The sequence below is a fragment of the Anaerovorax odorimutans DSM 5092 genome, from assembly GCF_000426305.1.
GTDB classification, from domain to species: domain Bacteria; phylum Bacillota; class Clostridia; order Peptostreptococcales; family Anaerovoracaceae; genus Anaerovorax; species Anaerovorax odorimutans.
Genome location: NZ_AUFC01000008.1, coordinates 134,992 through 142,936, shown reverse-complemented (window position 1 = coordinate 142,936; position 7,945 = coordinate 134,992). Strand labels below are relative to the sequence as shown.

Annotated in this window: 7 protein-coding genes and 1 pseudogene; 5 read left to right on the top strand and 3 right to left on the bottom strand. The window is 28.6% G+C overall.

Features of this window, described 5'->3' with window-relative positions:
• A partial coding sequence (locus tag K292_RS19505; RefSeq protein WP_207637155.1) for a phage integrase N-terminal SAM-like domain-containing protein occupies window positions 1-171 on the bottom strand: 171 nt, incomplete at its 3' end.
• A 706-nt stretch (window positions 172-877) separates the two neighbouring features.
• On the opposite strand from K292_RS19505, the gene K292_RS18490 reads away from it, so the two are divergent.
• The 3 genes and pseudogenes from K292_RS18490 to K292_RS19440 all read left to right on the top strand — a co-directional run.
• On the top strand, window positions 878-1,027 hold the full coding sequence (locus K292_RS18490) for a hypothetical protein (RefSeq protein ID WP_156900472.1): 150 nt from the start codon (window positions 878-880) through the stop codon (window positions 1,025-1,027).
• Window positions 1,028-1,104: 77 nt separating this feature from the next.
• The gene (locus K292_RS0104745; protein ID WP_027398873.1) at window positions 1,105-2,658 is read left to right on the top strand and encodes a recombinase family protein; all 1,554 of its coding nucleotides are present in this window, start codon (window positions 1,105-1,107) and stop codon (window positions 2,656-2,658) included.
• Between the two features lie 33 nt (window positions 2,659-2,691).
• Window positions 2,692-2,880: pseudogene (locus K292_RS19440) on the top strand (manganese catalase family protein); the annotation flags it as partial.
• A 147-nt stretch (window positions 2,881-3,027) separates the two neighbouring features.
• Here K292_RS19440 and K292_RS18485 read toward each other — a convergent pair.
• Window positions 3,028-3,168 (bottom strand): hypothetical protein, encoded by a 141-nt coding sequence (locus tag K292_RS18485; protein WP_156900471.1) that lies wholly within the window; start codon window positions 3,166-3,168, stop codon window positions 3,028-3,030.
• A 1,032-nt stretch (window positions 3,169-4,200) separates the two neighbouring features.
• Here K292_RS18485 and K292_RS0104735 point away from each other — a divergent pair.
• Complete coding sequence (locus K292_RS0104735) at window positions 4,201-5,565, top strand: radical SAM protein (protein ID WP_027398872.1); 1,365 nt, start codon at window positions 4,201-4,203, stop codon at window positions 5,563-5,565.
• Window positions 5,566-5,836: 271 nt separating this feature from the next.
• On the opposite strand, the gene K292_RS0104730 is transcribed toward K292_RS0104735, so the two are convergent.
• Window positions 5,837-6,301: a DUF441 domain-containing protein gene (locus tag K292_RS0104730; RefSeq protein ID WP_027398871.1), complete on the bottom strand. Its 465-nt coding sequence runs from the start codon at window positions 6,299-6,301 to the stop codon at window positions 5,837-5,839.
• 202 nt (window positions 6,302-6,503) lie between these two features.
• Here K292_RS0104730 and K292_RS0104725 point away from each other — a divergent pair, with 202 nt between their 5' ends.
• On the top strand, window positions 6,504-7,310 hold the full coding sequence (locus K292_RS0104725; protein WP_027398870.1) for an MBL fold metallo-hydrolase: 807 nt from the start codon (window positions 6,504-6,506) through the stop codon (window positions 7,308-7,310).
• Window positions 7,311-7,945: the final 635 nt, after the last annotated feature.

Genomic DNA, 7,945 nt, shown 5'->3' with positions numbered 1-7,945 from the left:
ATATAGTAAAAATTCTCGTATTTCGGTTTCCCCCATTGTTTCAATAGGACGATTTTCGAAATAACGTAGAAATGCGTGCAGAACTCTGAAATACTCTGCTTCTGTGTGTGGCGATAAACCTCGTAATTTAATTTCTTCTTTGGCGTTTAAGATGATTTCTTCGTTTGTCATGTCTATTCTCCTTCAATATATATTCGCTTTTCTGCGTACGTCTATTTTAAAGGAGTTTTTAGGGAAATAAAACTGCAGGTAAATCGACAGTTGGGTTTTACGCACTTAGTTGGCGTATCGGATGCCACCGCGTTAGCGGTTTTGTGCTATGTTTATTATATATACTCTATAAATTATACATGAGTAATTCTTTAAAAAAGGTACATAGGGGCATGGTCTTCAAAAAAGAAGTCTTTTTGAATTTATAGGACTGACCGCTACTCGAAAAGCGGTAATTAAGTTTATTAAATATATAGTGTTTTATTTAAAATGAGTCAATAGCAGTGTAAGGTATTAAAGAAAATACAGTACACTGTTTTTTGTTGTATGAAATCTAGTTTTATTTATTAATCTTCAGATTGTCGTATAAAATACTAGAGATTAGTACGATACATTAAAAGAATTAGACAGTAACTACTTGAAGATATATGACATTCAGTTAGCTCTGCTTATATGGTTATTGTGAAATATCCTATATAGCAACTCTGAAAGGTTGTTGTACCTTGACAATTTAATATGAATATGAAGAGCAGCCTTAAAAGGGTAAATGAAAGCCTAGCACATCTTACATGAACGCCGCCAAGAAATTTAGTTAAATAATATTAACTTTAGTTAAACATATTGTACATGTATATAAAAATATATTACATATTAGGGGGTGTTTGGTATGGCAAAAGAAATAAATGTTGTTTGTAATAATGTTTTTAAAAGCAGCAGCAAAGATGAGTTTAAGCTTGAATTTAATAAAAAACTGATCCAAGTAATTAAAGAAAGCGAAAAAAATAAAAGCTGCATAAATCTTGGCAAAATAAGATAATTACAAATCATGCTTAAATATAATATGATTTTTCCTGTAAGATTTATTTTTTATCTGGAAATAGGAGATAAAAAACTATGAAGGTAGCTATTTATTGTAGGCTGTCGGAAGAAGACAGAAATAAACATACAGAAACAGATGACAGTGAAAGTATACAAAATCAAAAGTCCATGCTTGTACAGTATGCAGTAGATAAGCACTGGGAAATATACAATATTTATAGTGATGATGATTATGCAGGTGCTGACAGAAACAGACCGGAATTTAAAAAAATATTATCAGATGCCGAGGAACATAAATTTGATATAATCTTATGCAAAACACAATCAAGATTTACAAGAGAACTTGAGCTGGTGGAAAAGTACATACATGGATTATTTCCTATATGGGATATAAGATTTATCAGTGTTGTTGATAATGCAGATACTGAAAATAAAGGTAATAAAAAATCAAGGCAGATAAATGGCTTAGTAAATGAATGGTATCTTGAAGATATGTCAGATAATATTAAGAGTGTGTTAACTGACAAGAGAAAAAAAGGTGTACATATAGGTGCCTTTGCACTTTATGGATATATGAAAGATCCGGAGAAGAAAGGTCATTTGATTATTGATGAAGAAGCTGCGGAAATAGTCAAAGAAGTATTTCTGCTGTTTACTCAAGGTTATGGTAAAACTGCTATTGCAAGAATATTAAATGAAAGAGGTATACCTAATCCTACAGAATATAAAAGGCTCAAGGGATTACGATATAAGCAAGCAAGAACCAAAAATAGTACCTTATGGAAGTACTACACCGTAGCAGATATGCTTTCAAATGAAATTTATATAGGGAATATGGTACAAGGTAAATATGGAAGTATTTCATATAAAACCAAAAAAAACAAACCACGACCAAAGGAAGAATGGTATGTGGTTGAAGGTACACATGAACCTATAATAGAAAGAGAACTATGGAATAAAGTTCAAAATATTATTAAACAGAAAGCTAAGCCTTTTAGCTGTGGAACCATAGGGCTGTTTGCTAAAAAGGTCAAATGCTTAAACTGCGGTTATACAATGAAAAGCTCAAAGACCAGAGACAGATGCTATTTAAAATGTTCTACCAAATATGCACATAAAGATGCTTGTGTAGGTGCTTTTATTTCTGTAGAAAGGTTAGAAGCAACTGTTTTATACCAGCTAAATGAAATGATAGACAACTATATGAATAAGGAAGAAATTGAAAAAAATATAGACTTTAATGGTAGTTTGCATGATAAAAGAAAAAAGCTGGAAAGAGCTGTGAAAAATTATAAAGGTAAGGAGGAAGATCTTACACAAGTATTAAAAGAGCTATACATGGATAAAGTTAAAAAAACTATAACTACAGAGCAGTATCTTGAATTTTATGAAAATTTCCATGATGAGAAAAATAAGATCATAGAATTAATAAAAGAAACACAGATGCAGCTGGATGATGTAGATAGTAAGCTAAAAAATGAAGATAATAAAAAACAGATAATTGAACAATATACAAATCTAAAAAAGTTAGACAGAGAAACAGTAGAACAGCTTATTGATTGTATATATGTTGGAAAAAAAGATAAGTTAACCGGGAATGTTCCAATTGAAATACATTGGAATTTTTAAAGAAGTTGTTCTTATAAAGGTGCAGCAGAACAAAAAGCAAGAACAACATATGATAATATATTACGTTTATGTGATGATCCTGATGTTATTGATCCAATCAGATTTTTACGAGAACGTGAAGTAGTACATTTTCAGAGATTCGGTGAAGCCCTGCGAGTAGTACAAGATAACTTAGATTCTAAGAATTTCTATGCCTTCAATCCTGAATTCGATGGCAGATAAAGTTAACTTATAGTTTTGAAAACCTCTTGGTTAATTTTTAATACATATTAATCAAGAGGTTTATGTATATACAATGGAAATAATGTTGTGAATATATTATGGAATGGATATATAAAAAGCAGCTTCAAAGCTGCTTTAAATAATTTCTTATTTTCTATTAGATTTTTTAGAATCATCTTCAGAAAAAATATTTTTATAAGCATCTGGTTTGCCCTCTATTTTTTCTTCCTTTTCGTGCAGGTCAATATTCTGTACTCTTTTTGTATATTGATTGTTTTCTTCATTCATTATAATTACCTCCGATTAATATTAATACTTTTATTATTTGATTTTTCATATTTAATATGCAAATTAATAAGTAAATCATTTAAAACAAATTATTATGTTGCTATTTTTTAGGAATTTTACTTTTATTGTAATTATATGTAATAAAATATTATCTTTAATTATAAATTAGTAAGTGAAATAATTATTTAAGTTTTACAAAAATAAAAAGTAGAATTATATTGGTATGTTATTCATTATAAAGTTAAAATTTGTATTTAATAAAATATTCCTATAAAAAATTTCTTTCTAAGATAAAATTTATTTTAAACTAATTTTATTTTGTTTGACGTAAAAAAATTTTACTTAGATAGTAAGTTAAATGAATTATATAGAATAAATGATTAGAAAGGTATTAATGCCTTCTTATAGAATCATAAGGTAAGCAGGTTTTAATTGTGATATATAAGGAAGTATAAGGACGTTTAGTGAAGTAAAATTTTATTATTTTGAGTACCCGTATCTAGGTTGTGTAAGATAGTAAAATATTTTTAAGATAAGCAATATTAAAAGATTATATAAAGTTATGTTAAACATAATTGGTTTTATGTGGCAAAATAGGTGTATAATAGAAATATAAGAGGACGATAAATTGGAAACAAGAAGTATCGTTTTATAATATATTTTTTAACTTAAATGTATTATATAGAAGTGATTTGTACAATAGTCATTAAACTTATTTTTTGAAGTTTGTTCTATAAAAAAAGCTGATGAATAATTATATTTATGAATTAGAAAAGAAAATAAATACTTTTGATTTCATCTTTATAAATAAAAATCTTACTTATTAAGCACTTACTTAAGATTAATTAACTTGTTTACTAATAAATGAAGATAAACTAAAACTGGCAACTTAATTAACTTTTTACAATATATCATCCAGTTAATAAATAATTAATATATTTTAATAAAAAGAGTTTATAACTTGTAAAAATACGGATCAAAAAAATTTGAAAATATAAATATTTGATTATATTTTATAAAGGAGATACAAAAATGAATATCATTAATAAGGCAAAAGATTTTGGTTTTGCACAAGCCATCAAGTATTTGGAAAAAGATCCGGAAGCAAATATTCCAAAGCTGCTTGGATTAGTGGATCGTTTTATTCCAAAGGATGAATTTAAAGCGCAGCGTGAGGCAATCTGGTCGGTAGTTGAAAGTAAAGACAATTGGTACCAGTTAATTATGAGATTTTATGAACTGGATCCTGGTATAAGAACCACTTTCTTTCATAATTTTATTATGAATGCTAACTTTTTTGGTTGGACTGATCAGGATAAAAACAGGGAAAAATATAACTGTAACATTCCTTGGACAATATTGCTTGATCCAACTTCTGCATGTAATTTGAATTGCACTGGCTGCTGGGCTGCTGAATATGGACATAAGCTAAACTTGTCCTATGAAGATATTGATTCTATTATTGAACAAGGTAAAGATTTAGGCATATATTTTTACATATATACGGGAGGAGAACCGCTGGTTAGAAAGGCAGATCTTATTAAACTTTGTGAAAAACATTCCGATTGTATATTCCTGTGCTTTACAAACGGTACACTGATTGATAAGGAGTTCTGTGACAACATGCTTAGGGTAAAGAATTTTGTACCTGCTATTAGCTTAGAAGGATTTGAAAAAGCAAATGATAGCCGCCGTGGGGCAGGTACATACTCTAAAGTAATGAATTCCATGGGACTTCTGAAAGAAAAGAATTTACCGTTTGGAGTGTCGGTTTGTTATACAAAGGACAATTGGGATGATGTTAGCAGCGAGGAATTTTATGATAAAATTATAGATATGGGAGCTCTTTTTGTTTGGTTCTTCCATTATATGCCCGTAGGTAAAGGTGCTGTTCCTGAGTTGATGGTTACACCTGAGCAAAGAACAGAACTTTATGAACGTATTAAAGCTTTCCGTAAAACAAAGTCCATCTTTGCCATGGATTTTCAAAATGATGCACAGTATGTAGGTGGCTGCATAGCCGGTGGACGTCGTTATCTTCATATTAATGCTGCAGGTGATGTTGACCCTTGTGTATTTATTCATTACTCAAATGCTAACATACATGATACTACTTTGTTAGATGCGTTACGTTCACCTATTTTTATGGAATATCATAATAGACAGCCATTTAATGATAATATGCTGCGTCCTTGTCCTATGCTGGAAAATCCTGAAATCTTACCGGACATGGTTAAAAAGGCAGGAGCAAAATCCACAAATCCTGAGGCACCTGAAAGTGCGGAAGAATTATGTACTCGAACGACTAAATATGCTAAAAACTGGACTCCTGTAGCCGAACAGCTTTGGCAAGATTACATTAATTGCAAAAATTGCTCTTCCCATTCTGCTGAATAAGCGCAGTGCTTAATATTTCTTAGTTTTAAATATTAATTAATGATGTGGAAAAGAAAATATGGGCTTAAATTTTAAGATGTTTGCGTGATCCATATAAACATGAATTTATAAATAGATGTATATATACGGTTCACACGCAAATATCAAGTGTCCATTATTATAATTAAAGTAATTAAATTTTTTTGTTATTTAATAGATTGTTATAACTTTTTAATGCTAATCTTGCAATTATTATTCGTTAAAATCTAGCTTAAATAGTTGATTACAGCACTTATTTGTTGATAATTTCAACGAACTTAACAATTAAAACTAATATTCCTGATGTAATAAGAGGTCCTACAGGTACTCCTCCTAAAAGCGCAGCGGCGGCAACGGCTCCTATTATAATTGCCGGCATAACGTCGCCATGACCTTGAACTGTAAGATATCCTAAACCCTGTCCGCTTAAATATGATGTTAAAAATGAAAGAATCAAAGCAACTATACCAATCCATGATGTAAATATATTTTTTATATTTTCAACTGAAATACTACCATTTGCAATAGGAATCATAATAGCGGCTATAAGTAGTATGAGACCAAAAGTTAATCCATTTTTTTCTATATAAGGATATACAAATTTATCTATGCCAACAAGTTTTATTATAAGTAATGCTCCTGTGGCAATAGCTACAGAATTAGCTTTACCTATTGTGGCAATAGCAAAAACCAGCAATAAAATAATGTTTGAACTCAAAATAAATCATCTCCTAGAATTGGTTTATTCTTTTGGGTCATAATATGTGAAATAAATTTTTAAATAATATGAAAGATTTATATATATTGCATAATTAATGAAGAATTATTGAATATGTTTGAGGTATTAAGTAGCACAGTATAAGAGATTTAAAATAAGTAATATGTTATAAATAAAAATGATAACACTAAGGAGGAAAAAGTTGAAACTGAAAGTTTTAGTAGATAATAATACCTTCATCGACCAATATTACTGCGGTGAACCTGCAGTTTCATATTATATTGAAGATGAAGGCAGAAGCTTTTTATTTGATGTGGGATATTCAGATTTGTTTTTAAGAAATGCAGAAGCATTAAATGTAAACTTAGAAAATATAATTTCAATAGTTATTTCACATGGACATGATGACCATACAAGAGGATTAAAATACTACTTTGAACAAAAAAATAACAGAAGCATTTCTATTATGGCCCATCCTGATGCTTTTAAAGAAAAAATCATAGATAATTTAAAAATAGGTTCTTATTTTTCAGAAGAAGAATTGAAAAAAAGGTGTAATTTACTGCTTTCAAAAGAGCCTGTTAAAGTTAGTAATAATATAACTTTTTTAGGAGAAATACCTCAAATAAATCACTTTGAAAATAGAAAACCTATTGGTAAAAAAATTATTGGTGAAAGTGTAATAAATGATTATATAGAAGATGATTCTGCTCTTGTATATAAAAATAAAAGAGGTATTTATATTATTACAGGATGTTCTCACAGTGGTATATGTAACATAATAGAATATGCAAAGAGAGTTAGTGAAGATAATAGGGTATTAGGTGTTATAGGCGGGTTCCACTTATTTGAAGTGAATGAACGAGTTCATAAAACCATAGATTATCTAAAAAAGATGAATATAAAGGATATATATCCTTGCCATTGTACTTCATTTAATGTTAGAGCAGAAATGTACAAGACTTTACCGGTAAAAGAAGTGGGTGTAGGGTTACAGATTGAATGGTAAGAGTTAGAATAAGAAGAAAATACTATAAGATAATGCTTTCAATAAATAAAATAACTATGCCATAAAGCAGAAAGCTTAATCGTGAATCAGGTTAGCAAAATATGAGATATAGATTTTAATGCTGAAGGTAGTGTGTTTTTAAAGAATGAATAATTGTAAGTAAGTATCTTGTAATATATCAAAAAGAAAGTATAAATAAAGTTTTATATGTATAATTAAAAATTGGTTATCTATAAAATTAACATAATTGTGGATAAAATGATTATGGTTTTTAAAATACAATGAATAAATGTTGAAATATACACATTTATATAAGTGGTATTTATCCACAGGCAGTAGTGAATAAAATTGTATACTATTTTAAAAAGTATGTGGAAAAAGTCCTTAAATATTAAGATTTTGGGAAAATAGGGTTGTTGAATAATATTTATAATTAAAAAAATGAGGTTTACATAATATAATTTGGATGAATGAAAATACCGGTTAATGTAAGGATCTTAAAATTTTGAATCTAAAAAATTTAAATACTAATGAAAAAGGATATTTGCCATATAGGAAAATTTATTATTGTTATTATTCATAATAATGTCCTATAAAATTAATAATTTTAATATGTGTAATTTAATGCTATATCA